The sequence below is a fragment of the Serratia sp. P2ACOL2 genome, from assembly GCF_003691565.1.
GTDB classification, from domain to species: Bacteria; Pseudomonadota; Gammaproteobacteria; order Enterobacterales; family Enterobacteriaceae; genus Serratia; species Serratia liquefaciens.
Window position 1 is genome coordinate 4,143,643 of the sequence record NZ_CP033162.1, and the last position, 16,403, is coordinate 4,160,045.

At 50.1% G+C, this 16,403-nt stretch carries 19 protein-coding genes and 2 pseudogenes; 7 read left to right on the forward strand and 14 right to left on the reverse strand.

Annotated features, from left to right (window positions below):
• Nucleotides 1–70: 70 nt before the first annotated feature.
• The 6 genes and pseudogenes from EBA31_RS20070 to EBA31_RS20095 form a co-directional block, all read right to left on the reverse strand.
• Nucleotides 71–1,243: a hypothetical protein gene (locus EBA31_RS20070; protein WP_122080052.1), complete on the reverse strand. Its 1,173-nt coding sequence runs from the start codon at nt 1,241–1,243 to the stop codon at nt 71–73.
• An 83-nt stretch (nt 1,244–1,326) separates the two neighbouring features.
• Entirely contained in the window at nt 1,327–2,001 is a 675-nt protein-coding gene (locus EBA31_RS20075; protein ID WP_122080053.1) for an abortive infection system antitoxin AbiGi family protein, read from the reverse strand.
• A 177-nt stretch (nt 2,002–2,178) separates the two neighbouring features.
• Nucleotides 2,179–2,385 (reverse strand): annotated as a pseudogene (locus EBA31_RS20080) (helix-turn-helix domain-containing protein); the annotation flags it as partial.
• 485 nt (nt 2,386–2,870) lie between these two features.
• Complete coding sequence (locus EBA31_RS20085) at nt 2,871–4,007, reverse strand: HlyD family secretion protein (protein WP_122080054.1); 1,137 nt, start codon at nt 4,005–4,007, stop codon at nt 2,871–2,873.
• 6 nt (nt 4,008–4,013) lie between these two features.
• Complete coding sequence (locus EBA31_RS20090) at nt 4,014–4,364, reverse strand: DUF3302 domain-containing protein (RefSeq protein WP_046372809.1); 351 nt, start codon at nt 4,362–4,364, stop codon at nt 4,014–4,016.
• 40 nt (nt 4,365–4,404) lie between these two features.
• Nucleotides 4,405–5,058 (reverse strand): DUF3313 domain-containing protein, encoded by a 654-nt coding sequence (locus EBA31_RS20095; protein WP_115058173.1) that lies wholly within the window; start codon nt 5,056–5,058, stop codon nt 4,405–4,407.
• A gap of 136 nt (nt 5,059–5,194) precedes the next feature.
• On the opposite strand from EBA31_RS20095, the gene EBA31_RS20100 reads away from it, so the two are divergent.
• The gene (locus tag EBA31_RS20100) at nt 5,195–6,130 is read left to right on the forward strand and encodes a LysR family transcriptional regulator (protein ID WP_020828278.1); all 936 of its coding nucleotides are present in this window, start codon (nt 5,195–5,197) and stop codon (nt 6,128–6,130) included.
• Between the two features lie 190 nt (nt 6,131–6,320).
• Here the strand turns inward: EBA31_RS20100 and EBA31_RS20105 are convergent, their stop codons facing one another.
• A complete protein-coding gene (locus tag EBA31_RS20105) occupies nt 6,321–7,106 on the reverse strand; it encodes a MipA/OmpV family protein (RefSeq protein WP_052730602.1) in 786 nt (261 codons plus the stop codon).
• A 264-nt stretch (nt 7,107–7,370) separates the two neighbouring features.
• On the opposite strand from EBA31_RS20105, the gene EBA31_RS20110 reads away from it, so the two are divergent.
• The gene (locus tag EBA31_RS20110; RefSeq protein WP_122080055.1) at nt 7,371–8,042 is read left to right on the forward strand and encodes a winged helix-turn-helix transcriptional regulator; all 672 of its coding nucleotides are present in this window, start codon (nt 7,371–7,373) and stop codon (nt 8,040–8,042) included.
• Nucleotides 8,043–8,068: 26 nt separating this feature from the next.
• On the opposite strand, the gene EBA31_RS20115 is transcribed toward EBA31_RS20110, so the two are convergent.
• Entirely contained in the window at nt 8,069–8,521 is a 453-nt protein-coding gene (locus EBA31_RS20115; protein ID WP_020828281.1) for a GNAT family N-acetyltransferase, read from the reverse strand.
• A gap of 161 nt (nt 8,522–8,682) precedes the next feature.
• Between EBA31_RS20115 and EBA31_RS20120 the strand changes: the two genes are divergently transcribed.
• Nucleotides 8,683–9,417 carry a bifunctional 2-polyprenyl-6-hydroxyphenol methylase/3-demethylubiquinol 3-O-methyltransferase UbiG gene (locus tag EBA31_RS20120; protein WP_122080056.1) on the forward strand — a complete coding sequence of 245 codons (735 nt, stop codon included), beginning with the start codon at nt 8,683–8,685 and terminating at the stop codon, nt 9,415–9,417.
• 104 nt (nt 9,418–9,521) lie between these two features.
• Here EBA31_RS20120 and EBA31_RS20125 read toward each other — a convergent pair whose 3' ends face one another.
• Both EBA31_RS20125 and EBA31_RS20130 read right to left on the reverse strand, forming a co-directional pair.
• Entirely contained in the window at nt 9,522–10,028 is a 507-nt protein-coding gene (locus EBA31_RS20125; protein ID WP_046372804.1) for a DUF1543 domain-containing protein, read from the reverse strand.
• A 211-nt stretch (nt 10,029–10,239) separates the two neighbouring features.
• Nucleotides 10,240–10,518, reverse strand: coding sequence for a GNAT family N-acetyltransferase (locus EBA31_RS20130; protein WP_020828284.1), 279 nt, complete (start codon nt 10,516–10,518; stop codon nt 10,240–10,242).
• Between the two features lie 118 nt (nt 10,519–10,636).
• Here EBA31_RS20130 and EBA31_RS20135 point away from each other — a divergent pair, with 118 nt between their 5' ends.
• Nucleotides 10,637–11,050, forward strand: coding sequence for a DoxX family protein (locus EBA31_RS20135; RefSeq protein ID WP_020828285.1), 414 nt, complete (start codon nt 10,637–10,639; stop codon nt 11,048–11,050).
• Between the two features lie 49 nt (nt 11,051–11,099).
• Here EBA31_RS20135 and smrA read toward each other — a convergent pair whose 3' ends face one another.
• Nucleotides 11,100–11,672, reverse strand: a complete 573-nt coding sequence (smrA, locus tag EBA31_RS20140) for a DNA endonuclease SmrA (protein ID WP_041415633.1) — start codon at nt 11,670–11,672, stop codon at nt 11,100–11,102.
• Nucleotides 11,673–11,845: 173 nt separating this feature from the next.
• On the opposite strand from smrA, the gene EBA31_RS20145 reads away from it, so the two are divergent.
• Both EBA31_RS20145 and EBA31_RS20150 read left to right on the forward strand, forming a co-directional pair.
• Nucleotides 11,846–12,184 (forward strand): MbeD/MobD family mobilization/exclusion protein, encoded by a 339-nt coding sequence (locus EBA31_RS20145; protein ID WP_020828287.1) that lies wholly within the window; start codon nt 11,846–11,848, stop codon nt 12,182–12,184.
• A 66-nt stretch (nt 12,185–12,250) separates the two neighbouring features.
• A complete protein-coding gene (locus tag EBA31_RS20150; protein WP_020828288.1) occupies nt 12,251–12,697 on the forward strand; it encodes a DUF1198 family protein in 447 nt (148 codons plus the stop codon).
• A gap of 27 nt (nt 12,698–12,724) precedes the next feature.
• On the opposite strand, the gene EBA31_RS20155 is transcribed toward EBA31_RS20150, so the two are convergent.
• Together EBA31_RS20155 and EBA31_RS20160 are read right to left on the reverse strand one after the other, a co-directional pair.
• On the reverse strand, nt 12,725–13,063 hold the full coding sequence (locus EBA31_RS20155) for a DUF2002 family protein (RefSeq protein ID WP_020828289.1): 339 nt from the start codon (nt 13,061–13,063) through the stop codon (nt 12,725–12,727).
• Nucleotides 13,064–13,330: 267 nt separating this feature from the next.
• Nucleotides 13,331–14,334: pseudogene (locus EBA31_RS20160) on the reverse strand (helix-turn-helix domain-containing protein).
• 138 nt (nt 14,335–14,472) lie between these two features.
• Between EBA31_RS20160 and EBA31_RS20165 the strand changes: the two are divergent.
• On the forward strand, nt 14,473–15,513 hold the full coding sequence (locus EBA31_RS20165; RefSeq protein ID WP_122080057.1) for a dienelactone hydrolase: 1,041 nt from the start codon (nt 14,473–14,475) through the stop codon (nt 15,511–15,513).
• On the opposite strand, the gene EBA31_RS20170 is transcribed toward EBA31_RS20165, so the two are convergent.
• Entirely contained in the window at nt 15,473–16,369 is an 897-nt protein-coding gene (locus EBA31_RS20170; RefSeq protein WP_116691891.1) for a LysR family transcriptional regulator, read from the reverse strand. The two genes, EBA31_RS20165 and EBA31_RS20170, sit on opposite strands and share 41 nt — an antisense overlap.
• Between the last annotated feature and the right edge of the window lie 34 nt (nt 16,370–16,403).

The following is a 16,403-nucleotide window of genomic DNA, read 5'->3' on the forward strand; positions in this document are numbered from 1 at the left end:
GTAAATCATAATAAATACCTGTATATTTATATATGCAAAAGCAGGTTATTAGACTGACTCCCTGACCGACTTACAGATCTCCGATATGCTCAGGGAACCAGTGTTTAACAATATATCTCAGATTGGCCTTAGACGGTTCAAAAACCTGCCGCGACACCAGCGCTCTATCAGGATGATTCTGCACAGGCGAATCACTTGCCATGTCATAAAAATTATGCGTTATTTCTGGAGGGAAGAAAATGCCTTTATCCAAAGGCACTATCGCATTTGGGTTGTAATAAACGTGCAGGCCATCAAAATGTGTTTCTGTATACTCGCTGGAATGACACAACTCAACATCCGCGCCAACAACTTCATTATTGTAAAAATTCCGATGCGTCGTTAAATAATGCTCGACACCAAGTTTTTTCGTATGAACCCCTTCATTCCTCATACCTTCAGAGGCAATGAAATGATTTATATCAAGAGCACGGTATCTTGTTGACCTTATATATCGTTCAACTCCACTTTGAACAACAGCCTTTCCGAAAGTACCCGTTGTTGAGAATACAACAGCACTAATTTCTTTATATGAGTCATTTGTAAAAATACCTAATGGTATTTCGCTATGCTCATTTTTTTGAATCGAGAAGATTTTTCGCTGCTGACCTATCGCAAGATCCCTCATCGTAGGCTCTTCGATACCAAATAAAACTCGATTAATGATCGTATTGTTCTGAGTTAGTGATAAGTCTGAATCAAATGGAGCAAGCGCTAGAACGAATGGTTTACCGACTACGTGTTCCATTGTTGAATACGGGAACTTCTTACCCTTAACACCGGTAAAAAGCTCATGCTTGTCTTTAATCTTTCCGAGAAGTTTTAGCGTGGATTGATGCTTGAACTTCGATTCGCTGAAAATATCACCAATTGGAGGTTTGTGAGGTTTGTCAGAGACCATTGCTTCTACATTAAAATTGTAACCAGATGGAGTGGTAACATTAAAATCAGGGCTATCTTTTGTATAATCAACTGAATAACCGAGGCGAATAAACATCTCATTCAGATACAACTCCCAAAATGCAGAGTTGAAGGTGGTCTGAAACTCATTAACAAATTTAGTTTTCTCACCACTGCGTTGCTGCAGCCCGTTCCCCCAAGATTGGATTACTTCCCTTACAGGGGAAAATTTCGGATCTTTGTAAATACGTTTGAAACTATCATTAAGCTTATTTTTGGCTATTTTTGTTGAAAAAAGATCCATTATTATTACCTCTAGTTATTTATAGGCCAATGAAATAATCTAAAACATCCAAATATTCTAGATGAGTAAAAATAGGCATGCTTTTATTTTTCTTTTTTCCAAGGTGCCATGATCACTTTATCCTCAGTGAAACTAAAAATCGACATTATCTTGTCTCTCTCATTTTCACTTTGTATATATATGCATCTAACATCCTCACGTGAGAATTCAAGAGGGAACTTCTTTATTTTCGCATTATAAAAATCCTTCCGTCTTTTGTATGCTGAAAAATTAATGGAAATTAAATTCTTTTTGATTTGCTCAGTCGTTGGGACATATCGCCACTCTTTTTCATACTCGAAATTATAATTATTAAGATTAAAATAGCTGTTATATCCATAGACATGCTTTGTAAAACACTTCAACTGAATGACTGGCAATCTGAGATTATTAGGCAATTGTTTCAACTGACGTGACCTTAACAAGGCTATGAGTCCCAATGCCACTGGAGAATTTTTCTCTATATAGTTCACAGGTGTTATTCCGTTTTTCAAGGCCCAACTTTTGTGAAGAGATATTCCATATCCACCATATGTTATTATTTTTGTTGGTAACTCGCAAATATCATAACCGCTGAATGAAACCATGGGGTGAGCAGCATTAGAAACCACCTTATCATTCTTGTCACCAAAATATTCGCCACAATACCCTAATATAAATGAATTGGATGAAATGATACATAGTAACTTTTCAAATTCGCTAGTGAAGTGCGTTATCATAATGTTGTCACCTATACTTAATGTCAGCCCCTAGCTTAGACTATTATATGCCCTTTTATGTACCTAGCAAGATACTCACTCGATAATAGTATTTAAAGTAATAAATAGTTAAGTGACATATTGGAAGGTCAGGTGTCCTCTTTTAGCACAAAGCAAATTGTCAACCCGGAGTATTGTTTACCGGGTTATATTAAATCCCCGTGAAATGGCGCTGATACTGATCCCGGCGCTTATACGTGTAATCACAGCAAGTTGTTGTTCTTCATTCAGTGCCGAAAGACGACCAAATCGCTTTCCAGCTGTTTTTGCCCTCGCAACATCTGAGTGCGTGCGCTCAAGCAACAGATCCCGCTCAAATTCCGCCACGGCAGAAATCACCGACATCATAGTGAGAAGCAACTCAATAATCGGCTCAGGCCGGTTTGGGCTGACTGTTCACGGGAAGTGACCAGTTGGGGTGAACTCATCATCAACTAACCACCGATTAATTTATTGTTTTTAAACAAAAAAAATAAAAAGTGAATAGTGTGACTAGTTTTTCTATAAATCTTTTTTTTCTGAGCGAGATGACGGATTGGATCTATCATGGGGCAGATCCAAAAACAGGCTCATCTGCGGGATAGCTGCTGATGCCGGATTCTAAAATCGCCCTCTAAATCGATGTCACTTTTCTGCATTGGTATACGTTTAGGTATATCTCACAAGTCTGAACTCATTTTTTATCAATGATTACAATAAGCTAATCTAGTTATTCAGACTCCCCCAGCCCAAATAGGTCACCGGTGACCCCAGATAGATCCGGTGGCAATAACGAAAAAGCCCGCAATTCACGTTGCGGGCTTTTTTGTGTCTGTAGCGCAGACTGGTCGTTAGTGATCCAGATAGAGATAATGCAGCCAGCTGGTCATGCGCAGCAGGACTTTGCGCATGATGGAAAGATGCTCAAAGTGCTCGGTGTAGACCGCAGCCTGTGCGGTAACGCCATCGGGCAATTTGTCCAACGCGGGAACAGGGTCTAAATCGATCATCACGTAAACACCCTCCTGCTGAGCGCCAACGTTTAGCCCTTGCATAACACCACTGGCCTGATAGCTGCCGTCGGGGACTACCGGCAGCACCCGCGTGACCGAGCCGCCATAGATTTTCCCCGGCAAGCCGTTAAATACCACCTCGGCTTTATCGCCCTGGGTTAAACGCAGGATCGAGTTTTGACGGAATACCGCCACCACCTGCCGTTTTTGCTGCGGAATAAAAATCATCACCGGCTTGAACGGCAAGCGCACTGCGGTGGTGCCAGGCCGAGCCAGCACCTGGGTAACATAACCCTCGCTGGGTGCTCGAATGGTTGTTTGTTCCAAATTGTAGGTCGCTTCCGCAATCTGTGATTTCAGGCTGGCAATGCGGGCGTCCTCACCATTGTAGTGGCCCGAAAGCCGCTCCTGCGCCTGCTGATGCTGAGCTTTGGCAGCCTGCAGCGCTGCAGATTGCGCTTGATACTGCTGCCGGGCATGACTGATGTCTTGTTCCGAGAAAGGGTTAACTGCCATTGCCGCGCCTTTGGCGTAACGCTGATAATCCTGGCGCGTGCGTTCATACTCGGCATAAACCCGCTGCACATTGGCCGAGGACTCATTTAGCGTAGCCTGTCGTGTTCTGACATCCGCCTGCGCGCTGGCAAGATCTGCCTGCAGCTTGTTCAGCCGGGCACGGTAGCGGGTATCATCCAGGCGAAACAGCACATCGCCCTTATGCAATAGCACATTGGTCTTATCCGTAACCTCGACAATCACTCCCGATACCTGGGGAACAATGGGCACCGAAACAGCGATTTTCTGCGCCCGGTAGGTATAAGGATGGTTGTAATTCATCCCCAGAATCAAAGCTCCTACGATAAAAATGCCGCCCAATACTGCGGTCGGCACGGTCCATTTATTGATGGGGATACGGAACAGTTTGAAAACGCCGTAGCTCAGCGCTACGTAGCTGAGAATAATTAAGAGATCCATACCCTTTCAACACCCTTTATTGGACGACGAGCTTTCATCTGCAACGGGCATCTGCATTCGCTGTAACTCGCTTTGTAACTGATGAATTCGCGCTTGCAGCACTTCAGGGTGTTCGGCCTTCTCGCTCATGCCCCATCCCCGCTCTGGCCGATATAACGTCGCCCAGATCCACAGCAGTGGCCAAATAGCATGCAGGGTAAACAGGCTTACCCAGCCTGCCACGTGAATGGCATCCTGATGGGGATGTTGCCGTTTTTTGGCCAGCAAATAAGGAATGTCGTGAATAATTATCACGCCGTAAAATAAAATCAAAAACACGGCGATCAATACGCCTAAAGCAAAATAATCTAGAAACATGCTACACCCTGGCTGGTAACGCTAAATAACACATCGAGGCTTATGTTGTCTTATACTCTTTGATATCTTTGGCAATGATATCAATGGCATTTTTAACATCGTCTACGGTGAGTTTTGCCTTTTCATTATTCAAATTATTTCCGGACGCTTTGCGCACCACTTTGATAACCGGCTGATTAGTCGAAGCATCGATAAACTCGCCTTCCATATACACAGAGCTCTCCATGGTGCGGTGACCGGTTACGCTCTGTGTTGCCGCCACCAGTAGCGTGATTGGCAATACCTCATACACCTGAAGCCCTTTTTTATGGGTATCGATAGCCGTTATAGCCCCTCGGAAAATAAGCGTATTTTCACGTGGCACATCCTCCAAGATAAAATGGGATGCCATGGACTGCTTAAACTGCTGGTTGGTGTAGTTCAGGATATTATCAAGTGCGCGCTGGCTTACCATCTCAGTGGGTTTCGGACGCGGGAAATAGATCATCGGCTGATAAACCAAATATTTATATTTAGAATAGTCAACGTTAGTTTGTTTCCAATATAAAACGTCCTTACCGGAGGCCGATTTCCCCTGGGTAATATCATTGTAATTATTCAGGAACGTAGAATACTTTTCTTTTTCGGTGACCTTGGATGAACAAGCGGCCAGAATGAATACCAAGGGCAAAATGGCCGCACGTTTTTTTCTCATCATAACTTCCAATATTAATTTAATAAGCAATAAATAATTAATCGAAATAGTACCCGCTAGTGACTGATAAGTCATATGACAATACAGGCAAAAATGTATATCATTTTTGATATACAAAATCAGACTGGCGCGTAGAGTGAAATCAAAAGACTTCAAGATCGACGAACTCAGGATCGTTCGCTGCATTGCCGAAACGGCCAGCGTCAGCAAGGCCGCTCAGCGGCTAGACATGCCACAGTCAAATGTGTCGCGCACCCTGACGGCGCTGGAGCGCCGGCTTGGCCTGGAGATCTTCTTACGCACCCCGCGCAGCTTGTCGCTAACCGAGTTTGGCGAACAATTTTTACGCCGAGCCACTCAGCTTTTAGATGAGCATAACGATCTGCTCGATATATCAGGTACCTATAAACGCAGTCTGAATGGCATGGTGACGCTGGGCGCACCTATTGGTATCCATTCATTCCTGACCCGTTATCTGCTGCCGCCGCTGTTACGCGAATCGCCGGAGCTGATCGTCGATTTGGTTACCCGCAATCCGGATGAACGTGAGAAGAAGTACGGTGCGGTATTCGACAGTGACTGCGATCTGTTGATCAGTTTCTTCCAGCCGCAAAATGAAAGCCTGATCGCCAGGCCCTTGACCCGTTTTCGCGTCGGGTTATTTGCCTCACCGGACTATATCGCAAACGCCCCTCTTGTCGAGCCAGAGGAGCTGACAGCGCATCGCTGCATTACCTTGCGGGTGCTGGGAGGGAGCCACAATACCTGGAGCTGTTATAGTTCTCAGGGCCAATTGATGCAGGTTGCAGTCACTGGCAGCAGCATATGCGACAATATTCTGCCGGCCATCGAGCTGGCAAAACAGGGGCTTGGCATCGTCTATGCCCCTTATTACTCCGTCGCTTCTGCGCTGGAATCGGGGTCACTGATGCCTTGCATTGAACGTGAGCGCTGTATCGATATGCAAGCCTTTCTTATTTATCGCCAGCGTGGGGTGTTACCCCACAGGGTTCAGGTGATGATGGACAGCATCATGCATAATATGAAATTGCATGAGCAGCGCCTGATTTAGCGATAACGGCCACAAACACTAAAAGCAAAACCCCGCCGAAGCGAGGTGATGCTGTTCGTCTTTCCGAATCGTCGACAGTTACTCGTTTACCGGTCTTTCCCGATCGTCACTTCGCTCGCAACCTGGTCGCGTCGCCAGAGCAGACAGGCACGCATGCCCTGAAGGCGGCACAGGCTTACTAACATGTAGCTTAAAATCGGTATCCACCGCCCAGTAAAGCCTGGCTGGAGATATCTTTATCCACCATTGGGCTATCGGTGATTTCACTGCTCAGCTGCACGGCACGCACTGACGCCAAGGCATACCAATGTTCGTTAAACTGGTAGTTGGCGCTCAGCTCCACATAAGGGCTCCAGCTCTCTCCGGCCGAATACGTTGAGAAACCGCTGCTTTTTGCCTCCGCATGGCCAATGCCATAGTAGTAATCGTTCTGGTTACCGTTGTTGTAGACCGCGCCAATACCGGGAACAAGGCGTAGCTTGCCCGCCTTGATTGGATACAGGAAGGCCACGTCCCCTACCACACCGTTACTGTTATCAAGGGTATCACCAGCCAGCGATGCGCGAATAACCCCCCATTTTTCTTTATGGGTGAAGGCCATCCCGGCCATTACTGTGCCATCGCGCTTATCCAGTTTTTTCATTTGGCTGTTATTGCTATCATCCGGATCAAAACCTAGGGGGGAATAATAGGTGATGATCGAAATCTGATCCTTTGGCATATTCAGCAGATAATATCCCGCCGCCAAAGAGTGAATATAAAAGTTCCCTTTCTCATAGTTTAACGTGGGCAATCCCTGGGTTTTAGCATCGGTATCAACATAACCATAATCATTCACCATCGCAGCTGCCCCTAAGGACCAGCTCGCTGCAACTGAAAAAGGCGAATAAATAAGGTAAGCGAAAATTAGCGAAAGCGAAATACTAAACTTACTCCCCCTAATACGAGGAGTTAGAAAATCTGAGCACGGTTTCATTATTATCATCCATAGTGGGAGCATCAAACGCCGTGCATACTACTCCACCAGGGTAATTGTCTGATAGCGGCTTAAGTGTCCAAAAATGCACACCAGGCAACAAATTGATTTTTAATCATATTCACCCTATTTTACCATTCACTGCCCGCCACCACCCACCAGACAGAGCTGCATAATTGCATAGCTACAAGGCATAATATAGTATGCGGAAAAATTCGACCCTGGCTTCACCGTAATAAATTTACGCCCCTGGAACATGACATTATGGAAACAGACGTTATCTTCACTCTTGGGAAAAGAAACTCAGCCACTTTATTTAATAAAGATGATAAGCCGATAGAGCATATCTTGGCGATTAAGCACGCCTTAATGCCCTATGGTAAAAAATGTTCTTTTCCAGCGGGCAAAAAAATTCGCTTATTTCACAATGGCATTCGGCATTGGTTCTTGCTCCAGTCCGGTGAAATGTCCGCATGCCGCGACAGTGATGGTTTGAAAATAGCCAACTTTAGAGAACCCTCGCTCGCCGGTATCGCGGAAACCTTCTTCCCTAAAGAGTTGATCTTTTTCCTGGCCGAATCACCGGTTGAACTGGTGATGTACCAGGAAAGTGATGTGCTGGAAACGCTGGCACGGGAAAACCTTTGGCAAAACTTAGTGCATATACAAGCCTATGTCATCCAAGTTCTGAGCATCCGCGACAGGTTATTGTCAGGCAACGATGCCTACGAGGTTGTCTGCAATCACTTGCTGATGCTAATGAATGAAAAAGAAGCCTTTCGCTTATCCACTACGGTCCCACGCTATATTCAGCAACGAACGCAGCTCTCGCGCAGTGGCATCATGAAAATATTATCTGACCTGCGCAAGGGAGATTATATTACCGTCGAAAAAGGTATTTTGCTGGCGGTTAACCGGCTGCCAAAGCGTTATTAACTGGCTATCAGAGCCCGTTAATCCTCTTACAGATCCCGCGTATACACTCGCGAAGCCTCGCCCCAGGGATGGTAACCCAACCCATTAAAGGCAAACCCCTGTTTCTCGTAGTAGCCTTCCAGATCGGTACACAAATGCAACTGTGGGAAACCCAGCTGACGAGTCTCCTGCGCCACATGGTTAATCAACAACCTGCCGTAACCGCGGTTACGGTGGGCCTCCTCCACATACAGCGCGCACAGCCATGGATAGAGTTCACCGCGGCTAATGAAATCATTGGTGATTAATCCTGCGCACCCCAGGATCTGACTGTTGTCCACCAGCAAATACCACTGCGGCAATGGATTAGCCGCACCGATGCAACGAGTGATGGCATCCTCATACATCATCAGCGTTTCTTGCGAAGCCCATTGTTGTTGGAAATAACCGATCGCTTGCTGTTTAAACTCGGGGGACTGACGCACCGAAATAATCTTCATATCTTTTCCTGAGGTGATTTTTCATTCTTTTTCTGGCGTAAAATTATGCGGTAACCCGTGGAGGTTAGCACGACCTTTATCATGGAAATCAGCAGGGTGGGCAGATAATATGGCGACGCTGCCCCTTAACCGGCAGCGATTTCACCAAAACAGGAGTCATTATGACGCAAAATATTTATGACAATCAGGCCTTCTTCGACGGCTATGCCCAGCTCAGCCGCTCGGTGAACGGGCTGGACGGCGCACCGGAATGGCCGACTATCCGCAGCATACTGCCAGATTTGCACGGCAAGCGCGTAGTCGATCTCGGGTGCGGCTACGGGTGGTTCTGCCGCAGCGCTCGTGAACAAGGTGCCGTAAGCGTACTGGGGTTGGACGTCTCAGAAAAAATGCTCGGTAAAGCGCAGTCGATGACCCAGGATGCCGGCATTGAATACCGCCAGCAGGATCTGGAGCAGCTTCAGTTGCCGCAGGCGTCTTTTGATATCGCCTACAGCTCACTGACGCTGCACTACATCGAAGATCTGGCGCGGTTGTTCGCCACGGTTTATCAGGCGCTGACGGCTGGCGGGCAGTTTATCTTCACCGCTGAGCACCCCATTTATACCGCACCGCAGCATCAGGGATGGTGGGTCGATCAAAACGGGCAGAAGTCATGGCCGGTTAATGGCTATCAGCAGGAAGGTAAGCGGATTTCAAATTGGTTGGCAGATGGGGTCATCAAGCAGCACCGCACGCTTGGCAGCTACGTAAACTTGCTGATCCGGCAAGGCTTCGTTATTAGCTATCTGAGCGAATGGGGCCCTTCGGCTCAACAAATCGCAGAAAACCCGGCGCTGGACGAAGAAAAAGAGCGCCCAATGATATTTATTCTCGCCGCTCATAAACCTGCTTAATGCTTCTTTTCCGCAATAAATCCTGAACACATCCAATATTGGGGAGGCTGCCTCCCCCCAATGGCTTAGGGCGCGGTTGCAGGCATCGGTGCCGCTATCACGTTCTACTCGCCGATCGGCAAATAGCCCTGCCACAGCGGTTGCGCCGCTTTACCCTGCGCATTGGCCTGCAAATGTACATGGTAACCCTGCAGTGACTGCAACAGCAGGCAATCGTCCACCTCAGCCAGATCATCCTTATGCTGCTTGAAGCTGCCGGTCAGTAACGTCTGCTTGGCTTTTTCTTTGGCTTCATCCGCACTGTGCGCGACAAACAGGCCAAACTCGTGCAGCTCAGCCAACTCGTCACTGCGGTAACCGCCCACGTTAACAAAGAACAGCTTCTCCGGCCCGACGAACGGCTCAGCCCTCAGCGCCACGTCATAGCCATCCGCCCATTCAATACGCGCATAGCCATCAACATGCACCTTGTTCTTATCGCCAAACCATTTCTCGCGCAGCAAGGGATAAGCCTGTTCTGGCCGCTCCGCTGCAACGAATTGTACGTCGTGCAATTCGATATTGGCACCCGGTGCGGTGCCGCCCACATAGAACATCAATAATCCCGGCATTAGATTGCTATCCCTCTGTTTTAATAATCGTTATGTAATATATTATATAGCGATTATTATGCAACCAGCGCTGCCACAAAGAGCGAGTTCGCTATTGGGGGAAAAGCTTATCAGCATGGATTACGCGCAAAGACCGCAGGTTCCGGCCAACGCAGTGGTAGCAACTTTGATATGCGCTGAGCAGCGGGACGTGGTTACGCCCCGCTAGGTTTCAGGCGCGTATATCCTGATATTCTGGCGTGGTGTCGAATTCGTGTTTGGCGAACGGGCATAACGGAATGATTTTTCGGTTTTCCGCGCGCATTTTGGCGACCACCAGCGCCACCAACTTTTTACCTACCCCTTGGCCTTTTAGCACTTCGTCAACCCAGGTGTGATCAATGATGGTTAATTTGTCGCCGCTGGGCACAAAAGATATCTCGGCAATCATCTTCCCCTGCTGATCGTTTATATAGAAACGCTTTTCATCTTCCAAAAATTTAAGATCCATAGAATTTATTCCTATAAAAAAGTGCGTAACTCTCGGTTGTCGCTACAACAAAGCCAATATTAGTCTACTCTTTAATCAGTAACACAACATAATTGTGACAGTGGCTGAGGAGTTCAAAATGGGTGAAAGCTCAAAAGACGGCGTTATTCTGCTATCCCGAATATTGTTGATGATCCTGTTTATCATATTTGGCTGGATGAAGCTGGTTGGCTTTGGTGCAACCGTCACGGCAATGGAAGGGTATGGCACGCCCATGCCTTATTTAGCGGCGATTATCGCCGTGGTGGTGGAGTTCTTTTTCGGCATTGCGCTTATTCTTGGGTTATTTACCCGCCCTATCGCGGTTATTTTTGCCCTTTACGTACTCGGCACCGCGTTTATCGGCCACCCATTCTGGAAAATGACCGGCATGGAAATGATGGGCAATGAAATAAACTTCTTCAAAAACATCAGCATTATTGGCGGGCTGTTGCTGCTGGCGGTCACCGGCGCCGGACGTTATTCGCTGGATTATAAATTCTTCAATAAATAACCCCCACCAGCCGGTGGCCTCGCTACCGGCTGGCCTTCTGTTGCCCTGTTTATCGACTGCGTTTGGCGTGACGTTCGAAGTTATCGGCTTTCGCCTGTGCAGATTTGCGCAACGTCACGTAACAGGCACCTTCACCGCCATCGCGCGGCAATGCCCGACAAAAAGCCTGCACCTGCTCAAACTGAGCGAGCCACTTGGCGACATAGCTGCGGATCACGTTGGCGTGGCTTTCATCATCTCGCCCACGGCCGTGAACGATCAGCAGCGAACGCAGACTTTGCTTTTCCGCTTGCACAATAAAGCGGAACAGAGCTTGCCGACAGGCCTCCACCGGCTGTTTCAACAGGTTCAGACTGGCCTGTGGCGGGTAGCGGCCATGGCTCAGCTTGTCGAGCACGCCCTGTTGAATGCCCTCGCCTTTATATTCCAACGGTTGCTCACAGGGGATCAGTTCGAGAAAGCCGGTACTGAGAAAGTTTTCCTGCTGCAGCGCCTGCGCTTCACGGCGCGCGCGCTTATCCATGGTCTCCTGCGGCTTCAAGTACAACGTCTCGGGACCGCGGGATAACGGAATGACATCCGCCATCGCCTGTTCAAAAAAATCTTTGTCTTGGTTGCTCATCTCAAAGCCACTCTTGGACACTAAGCCTTTCATGCCGGAATAAGCCTGATTGTAAGACCCACAGCTCCGGTTGCAAGCCGGGAATTTTCCGCAATCGTCGTCAACGGGTGAGGTTCTGTGCAGTTTTCGTTATACTGCAAAACCATTATTGAGTGCCGCAAAGGATCGATCCCATGAAAATGCGCGAGCTGGAAACCCAGTTTCAAAATGCCATGAGTGAGTTGCAGGCCAGCTTCGAAAAGCAGCACCGTGAATGGCAGCACAGCTATCAGGCCCTGCAGCAGTTGCTGGAAGAGGCTAAACAGCGCGAAGTCGCACTGCGTATGCAGAACGAACAGTTGGTACGCAAGCTGAGCACCGCCAGTTCAGTGCCGGAGCAGCACGCATTGGTGAAGCAAATTAAAATGCTGGGCGCCCATCTGGACGCACTGGCCAAAGATGCCGCCAGCTTCAACCACCACCTGCGCAATCAGCAGCGGGCAGCCGACAATTTCAGCGGCGAACAGCGTTGACACCGGGCGCTGTCCTGCAGCGCCTCCTGCCAAATACTGGCGTTCCGAGAGTGTAATAAATCATAAATGACCTGGATCATCATCGCTGCCCTGATCGTTGTATTTATTATTGGTTACCGCATTCTGACTTCCGATACCCGCAAAGCCATTGACTCTCTGGCCCACCTGTTGAAAGTGAAACCTATGCTGATTGAATCGATGATTCAGGAGATGGGTAGCCGCAACAGCCAGACCTTTATCCGCATGCTGAATAACGGTTACACCGAAGAGATGCACCAGGCGGCCTATTTGCTGTTTATCTATCTGACCTTTATCAAACAGGCAGACGACCACCAGATTGCCCTGTGGCGGGAAACCCTGCTGCGTGCCGGTCTGTCGCCAGAGTTACATGCCGAGCACACCGAAGCCGCGCTGTTTTATTTTGCCGATCTGGATATCGATGCTTTCGAGCTGGCACAGTTCCGCCGCGCCTACAACGAGCGTTTTAACCAGGAAGCCATTGCCAATTGGTGAAGATGTCCCCCGCAGGCGGGGGAGGCATTACAGAAACATGCTGTAGATATAGCGCGAAAGCGCGTCACGCGAGCTGAAACCGTGGGGAATGCCATAACGCGCACTCGGGGTATCGCTGCTTAAATCCAGGGGAAACTCAAGGTACTGATCGCTGGTGCGTATCGGCGAGGTCGGCGTGGCGAAATGCACGCTTTTCTCTTTCAGCGCCGGGTGGATCACCAACGCGGTTCTGCCCATCCGCGCTTCACGATTCACATACACGTAGTGCTCACCCTTGCGGTAACCATAGGCTTGATCGGTGACATAATCACGCTCAAACCCCGTATTCTCCAACACTCTAGCCACTTCATCCGGCCGTAAATACATCGATTTCTCCTCTCGTTCTGGACCGCTGAGCGACCTTACCGTAATCATGAGATGAAACAATAAATTTTTCGGTATGGATGTGGGTTTAGGAATATTCCTTAACTAGGTATTTTGCCGTTTTTGCAACAGCAGGCGCAGCGTCAACATCACGCCCGGAAATACCCTCAGTACCGCAAAATCAAGAGATTGACGGCACACCCGTACGGCTCATCAACAGCATTTAGCATAGCTCCGATCCAAACCCGGCAAGGGATAACAAAGTATTATTTAAAGCCGCTGTTGTTGCCTGCGCCATTCACTTGGGCTCACACCCTGAATGCGCAAGAATTCGCGGTTAAAATTCGATTTGGTAGTGAATCCGGCCTTTTGCATAATATCAGTCACCGGCTCATCACCGGCGAGCAACCACTGCGCCGCCTGACGAATACGCAGTTGATTCACATATTGCGACACATTCATTCCCGTATGCCGATTGATAGCCTGCGAAACCCGTCGCGCCGGCAAGCCCACCTTGCGCGCCAGCCGGGCCAGGTTCAGCTCAGGCTCCAGGTAGAAGTCATCTTGCAGCAGCCGTTGTTGCACCCGCTCAAACCACTCGGCCAGTTGATCCTCATCTTCCCCCCCGCTATCCGCCGTTTCCGATATGACCTCAACCGGGCTTTCCGCAGGTCGGCTGCGCGACAGCACCAAGCATAGGCTCAACGCCACCAACAGATTATCGATCGTTGCCAGCCAACCGGCGTGCCGCCCGTCAAACAGGGAAAAGTCGAGCGCAATCACCCCTTCGGCTACCGCCACCATGATCAGCAAGCCCCCCAAACCGCGCCACAGTCGATAGCTCAGCCAACTTTCCGCCAGCGCCACCTGCGGCAAAGCGTTTTCACCGCGCCGCAACGCATACAGCAATGCGGCTCCATACCCCAGATAACCCCGACAATCATGGCATCCAGCAAAAAGGGCGCCGTCAGGCTGGCCAACAGCGTCAGGCACAGCGGCATCAGATGCCACAGTTCGCGCCGCCGCAAACGGCCCTGGGTACTCACCAAAAACGCGACATAAGCCAGTGAAGGGATCGCCATCGCGCCGAACGGTTGCAGCCCATTGAATTGCGTTATGCCGTAGCCATAACGGATACCCACCAGCAGGCTTTGCCACGCGCACAGCAACAACAATAGCTGAAAGACCCAGCGCCGCGCCGTTGGACGACCGAGGCGATACAGCAGCCCCAGGCACAGCAGACCGAACAGAAATGTGAGAGGAATAAGCGGCATCATCAAGGTCTTGTCGTTTGCACACGGAATCAACAGTGTACTGTTAAAACAATCATTTAACGACCCGGATCGCGATCGAGGTCGCCGGATGGCACCGCCAATGCCACCCTCTCAATCTCGATACCTTGAGGAGTGAAAATGAAAACAACCTTGTTGTTATTGATGCTGTGGTGCGGTACTGCGAGCGCGTCCCCCTATCAGGTCGCCACCCACGATGAAACCTTTCAGGCCGGCTCGCGTTCGTTAGTCAGCCGAATTTACTACCCCACCACTGAAACGGCTAAACCGCAGCTCATCGGTGCAAACCGGGTCTTTACCGGCATTGAGAGTCAGCCGGACGCGCCGGCAGCAAGTGGGCATTTTCCGCTGATCGTGATCAGCCACGGCAGCGGCGGCAATAACGCCAGCCAGGCCTGGCTGGCGGCAGCGCTGACCCAACAAGGCGCGATCGTGGTGGCGGCCAACCACCCAGGCAGCACTACCGGTAACTCGGTTCCGGCTTTATCTGCCGAGCTGTGGTTACAAACCAGCGATATTTCCGCCTTGATTAGCGGCGTTACCACCGACCCTCGCTGGAAGCCGATGCTCAACCCTCAGGCGATTGGCGTTATCGGCCACTCCAAGGGTGGTTACAGCACCATTGCAGCTATCGGCGGTAAAGTCCGGCTGAGCGATTTCATCAATGGCTGCCGACAAGCACCGCAGTCGCCCAACTGTCAGTTTTATACACAAGCCAATGTCGCACTGACGAAGCTTTCCGCCAGGGCATTTGACGCCGACTACACCGACCCGCGCATTCGCTTTGCGGTGGCTCTAGATCCCGGCATGGTGCCCTACCTGCTGCCGACCAGCCTGCGTCGGCTCAGCGCACCGTTACTGATCGTCGAGCCACAGCACTTTTTGCCCGACGGCCAGGAACCCGGGCTTGGCGGAGCCACGCTGGCGGCGGATAACGGAAAGCAACCTATTCATGCACTGAGGCTATCCAGCGGCAATCATTTCGATTTCCTGCCGGTTTGTCAGCCCAAAGGCCGGCAAATCCTGGCGAGTGAAGAAGATGATGGGGCGGTGCTTTGCGCCTCTTCCAGCGAACAACGCGAAACCGTACACCGGCAAACGCTGGCCGCCATCATGGCATTTATTCATCCGTGGCTACCCGCGCCCGCAGGAAATCGATAAACGCCCTCACCTTTTCCGGTACGTGGCGGGTGTTGGGGTATAGCGCATAAATACTCTGCGCAGGAAACTGATGGTCCGTGAGTAGCGGACACAGCTTGCCCTCGGCGAGGGCAGGCCGCACCAGCCATTCGGGCAACAGCGCCACCCCGGCACCGTGCAAAGCAAACGCCAACAGCGCTGCGGCACTGTCGCCCATCAACGTGGCGGCATCTTCCACCTTGAACAGCACCGCCTGGCGCTCAGGGGTAATGACCTGCCAACTCAGCGGCGAACTGAGGCGACTGTGGGCAATCCACTGTGCCTGTGCCAGTTGGGCCAGAGACGCAATGGGATGGCGGGCCAGGTAGGCTGGCGAGGCGACCGGCACAATAGCAAAGCTGTCGAGCAGTGCCGCCCGCAGGCTGGAATCCGCCAGTTGTCCCAGCCGGATGGCCACGTCGAAACGCTCTGAAATCAAATCGGCATGATAGGAAGAGGAAACGTGCTGAATGCGCAGGCGCGGATGCAATTGGGAAAACGCCGCCAGCGCCGGTACCACCACCTGAGCGCCGTATTCCGGCGTAGTGGTGATGCGCAATACGCCGCTCAATCCATGGTGATCCCGACGTACGTCATCCAAGAGGTTTTCCGCATCCTGCAACAACCGCAGACAACGTTGATAAAAACGTTCGCCGGCGTCGGTCAGTGCCAGCCGTCGGGTGCTGCGCACCAGCAGCGACACCCCCAGTTCGCTCTCCAGCTGTTTGACATTGAAGCTGACCACCGCCTTGGTTTGTCCCAACGCCACCGCAGCTGCGGTGAAACTGCCGGCGTCCACCACGGCCACGAAGATAGCCAAACGCTGCAGGTTAAGCATGTTGTTGCCCCTTATTGTCAAAATAATTTTGACA

What these genes read in the sequence shown, in the direction of transcription:
- EBA31_RS20105 (WP_052730602.1), bottom strand. Translation starts at nt 7,106, where the DNA reads ATGAAACCGTGCTCAGATTTTCTAACTCCTCGTATTAGGGGGAGTAAG.
- EBA31_RS20125 (WP_046372804.1), bottom strand. Translation starts at nt 10,028, where the DNA reads ATGCCGGGATTATTGATGTTCTATGTGGGCGGCACCGCACCGGGTGCC.
- EBA31_RS20135 (WP_020828285.1), top strand. Translation starts at nt 10,637, where the DNA reads ATGGGTGAAAGCTCAAAAGACGGCGTTATTCTGCTATCCCGAATATTG.
- EBA31_RS20155 (WP_020828289.1), bottom strand. Translation starts at nt 13,063, where the DNA reads ATGTATTTACGGCCGGATGAAGTGGCTAGAGTGTTGGAGAATACGGGG.
- EBA31_RS20085 (WP_122080054.1), bottom strand. Translation starts at nt 4,007, where the DNA reads ATGGATCTCTTAATTATTCTCAGCTACGTAGCGCTGAGCTACGGCGTT.
- EBA31_RS20095 (WP_115058173.1), bottom strand. Translation starts at nt 5,058, where the DNA reads ATGAGAAAAAAACGTGCGGCCATTTTGCCCTTGGTATTCATTCTGGCC.
- EBA31_RS20165 (WP_122080057.1), top strand. Translation starts at nt 14,473, where the DNA reads ATGAAAACAACCTTGTTGTTATTGATGCTGTGGTGCGGTACTGCGAGC.
- EBA31_RS20130 (WP_020828284.1), bottom strand. Translation starts at nt 10,518, where the DNA reads ATGGATCTTAAATTTTTGGAAGATGAAAAGCGTTTCTATATAAACGAT.
- EBA31_RS20075 (WP_122080053.1), bottom strand. Translation starts at nt 2,001, where the DNA reads ATGATAACGCACTTCACTAGCGAATTTGAAAAGTTACTATGTATCATT.
- EBA31_RS20120 (WP_122080056.1), top strand. Translation starts at nt 8,683, where the DNA reads ATGACGCAAAATATTTATGACAATCAGGCCTTCTTCGACGGCTATGCC.
- EBA31_RS20150 (WP_020828288.1), top strand. Translation starts at nt 12,251, where the DNA reads ATGACCTGGATCATCATCGCTGCCCTGATCGTTGTATTTATTATTGGT.
- EBA31_RS20145 (WP_020828287.1), top strand. Translation starts at nt 11,846, where the DNA reads ATGAAAATGCGCGAGCTGGAAACCCAGTTTCAAAATGCCATGAGTGAG.
- EBA31_RS20070 (WP_122080052.1), bottom strand. Translation starts at nt 1,243, where the DNA reads ATGGATCTTTTTTCAACAAAAATAGCCAAAAATAAGCTTAATGATAGT.
- EBA31_RS20115 (WP_020828281.1), bottom strand. Translation starts at nt 8,521, where the DNA reads ATGAAGATTATTTCGGTGCGTCAGTCCCCCGAGTTTAAACAGCAAGCG.
- EBA31_RS20110 (WP_122080055.1), top strand. Translation starts at nt 7,371, where the DNA reads ATGGAAACAGACGTTATCTTCACTCTTGGGAAAAGAAACTCAGCCACT.
- smrA (WP_041415633.1), bottom strand. Translation starts at nt 11,672, where the DNA reads ATGAGCAACCAAGACAAAGATTTTTTTGAACAGGCGATGGCGGATGTC.
- EBA31_RS20090 (WP_046372809.1), bottom strand. Translation starts at nt 4,364, where the DNA reads ATGTTTCTAGATTATTTTGCTTTAGGCGTATTGATCGCCGTGTTTTTG.
- EBA31_RS20170 (WP_116691891.1), bottom strand. Translation starts at nt 16,369, where the DNA reads ATGCTTAACCTGCAGCGTTTGGCTATCTTCGTGGCCGTGGTGGACGCC.